Below are 2,302 nucleotides of genomic sequence, written 5' to 3' on the forward strand. Positions count from 1 at the left end.
TTATGAAGTTAAGAAGGGATCGTATGAAAATCACGATTAAAGACATTGCAAAGTTAGCGGGTGTGTCACCGGGTACAGTATCGAAAGTGTTAAATAACTATCATGATGTTGGAGAAGAGACGAAAAAAAGAGTGTTAGAAATTATGGAGCAGACCGGGTATGTCGCTGCTCGAATTCAAAAAGATACAGCCCATAAATCAAGAGTTGTCGGTGTTATTTACGCCGGGGAAATTAACGCCGACTTCAATCATCCGTTTTTTATCGAGGTCATGAACTCCTTTAAAAAAACAATGGGATCGTTCGGCTATGACCTCCTCTTTTTTTCAAATGAGCGGTTTGAGGAAGGGGAGGAAGATTACTATGAGCGGGCGATGCGTTACAAAGTAGATGGGGTCATGATCATTAGCGGTGAACGGGTCCAGCCGTCCATTTATCGTTTAGACATGAGCGACATTCCGTGCATCGGTGTTGATATTCCGCTTGAAGGAAGCCGTTCTGCTTACATTATGACAGATAACTATAAAATTTCAGCTAAAGTAGTAGAGCACTTTTATTTGTGTGGCTATCGCCATATCGGTTATATTGGGGGCTTACCGGGGGCGCAAGTGACAAAAATTCGTGAAGAAGGATTTCGAAACACGATGAAAGAATTTGGGTTAACGATTCATGATGAATGGTTCGCTCAAGGGGACTTTTTTGTAGAGAGCGGCTATGAAGCGATGAAAAAGATTTTGCGTTCGTCACAGCGTCCTGAAGCGGTATTTGCGGCGTCGGATTTAATGGCGTTTGGTGCGATGAAAGCGATAAAAGAGCAAGGTTTGAAAGTACCTGAAGATATTGCGATTGTTGGATGTGATGATATCGAGGCGTGCAACTATACTGATCCGCCTTTAACTTCCGTTCGGCAAGATAAAGAAAAAATCGGGAGACTTGCCGCTTATATGTTAAGGGATATTATACATCGCCAATTCCAGCCGAGGGCAGTAATGGTTGAGCCCGAATTAATTATTCGCGAATCTTGCGGCAGCAATCGATTATATGGACTGACGTAAAGAAAGCCCCCTATCGTTACAAATATAGGGGGCTATGAATGTTCTTTATTTTCAACCACATGTTTTAAAATAGATAGCTTATTTTCCCAAAAACGTTCGTAAAATGCTAGCCACTGCTTTAACTCTGTTAATGGTTCTAAATGGAGATAGTAAATTTTCTCTCTACCTAATTTTCGACTTTGGACTAAGTTTGCTTCAGCGAGAATGTTTAAATGCTTCGTAACAGCTGTTCGGCTAATTGGAAAATGTGCTGCAATAGCCGAGATCGGTAGTTCTTTTTTTTCCGCCAGTAAACGCAATACGTCCCTTCTTGTTTTGTCCGCAATCGCTTGAAAAACATCGTGCTTTTTTGGTGAAGTCACCTATGATGCCACAACCTTTCGAAGCTTTTCTAAAATGCCTGTCCAACCTTGTGCCATACGATCACGGATCACAGATTGTTTCTCATTTGCTTTCGGGAGAATGTCATCTCCGCTTCCCCATCCTCCGTGGATGAGAGTAAATTCTGTTTTGTCTCCTAAGTCTTTTAAAATAAAAGAAACGATCCACCCATCTTTGTCCCAAGAAAAAGAAAGAAGATGGGGCTTTTCCACTTTCAATACTTTACACGGTGAAGGTCCAAAAGGAGTTTGTAAGTGAAACTCATGTCCTTCAATGGGCTGAAAATCATTTGGCATAAACCATGTAGCAATTCCTTCCGATGTAGAAACAATATCCCATACTTTTTGAATTGGCGCTTCGATGACAATGGTTTGTTGAATATCTTGAACAGTTTGGCTCACAAATGTCCCTCCTAAATATATAACCATTTGGTTTCGTATTTATTATATGCAACCATTAGGTGTTATGTCAAATCCCTTTCCCATTTGTAGCATGCTACGATACGTATTATCATTTACGTTGCATATCGATTATTGAGGGAATATGTTTTTGAAAAAGTTGTGAACAAGGTATTGACTTGCCTAGGAGGAGTCGATATAATGTAAAACGTAATTACGAAACAGGGACACCTGTTTTTTATTTTTACATTTTATTCGACAAATTTCTACTTTTTCTGCATGTGCGGGTGTAGTTTAGTGGTAAAACCTCAGCCACGAGCGATACATCATCGAGTAATCGGCGAGTTGCCTCGACGCATCCATCATCATCGAGTAAGCGAGTAGAGGAAGAGGCATGGTCGGGCGTGATAAATGATTGTGGGTATAGTGAACTTAAGCGTGCGGGTGTAGTTTAGTGGTAAAACCTCAGCC

General features: G+C 40.9%; 3 protein-coding genes. 1 reads left to right on the forward strand and 2 read right to left on the reverse strand.

Annotation, left to right across the window (positions count from 1 at the left end; all coding sequences use genetic code 11):
- Positions 1 to 23 precede the first annotated feature (23 nt).
- Positions 24 to 1,052 (forward strand): LacI family DNA-binding transcriptional regulator, encoded by a 1,029-nt coding sequence (locus tag V7Z64_RS12955; RefSeq protein ID WP_334110689.1) that lies wholly within the window; start codon positions 24 to 26, stop codon positions 1,050 to 1,052.
- A gap of 32 nt (positions 1,053 to 1,084) precedes the next feature.
- On the opposite strand, the gene V7Z64_RS12960 is transcribed toward V7Z64_RS12955, so the two are convergent.
- Positions 1,085 to 1,414 (reverse strand): ArsR/SmtB family transcription factor, encoded by a 330-nt coding sequence (locus V7Z64_RS12960; protein ID WP_297990648.1) that lies wholly within the window; start codon positions 1,412 to 1,414, stop codon positions 1,085 to 1,087.
- The gene (locus tag V7Z64_RS12965) at positions 1,415 to 1,834 is read right to left on the reverse strand and encodes an SRPBCC family protein (RefSeq protein ID WP_297990647.1); all 420 of its coding nucleotides are present in this window, start codon (positions 1,832 to 1,834) and stop codon (positions 1,415 to 1,417) included. It lies immediately after the preceding gene.
- Between the last annotated feature and the right edge of the window lie 468 nt (positions 1,835 to 2,302).

Origin of the sequence: Anoxybacillus sp. (assembly GCF_036834105.1) — a bacterium.
Lineage (GTDB): Bacteria > Bacillota > Bacilli > Bacillales > Anoxybacillaceae > Anoxybacillus.

Bases quoted from the DNA above. Each gene is read 5' to 3' on its own strand.
- V7Z64_RS12955 (WP_334110689.1), top strand. From the start codon at position 24: ATGAAAATCACGATTAAAGACATTGCAAAGTTAGCGGGTGTGTCACCG.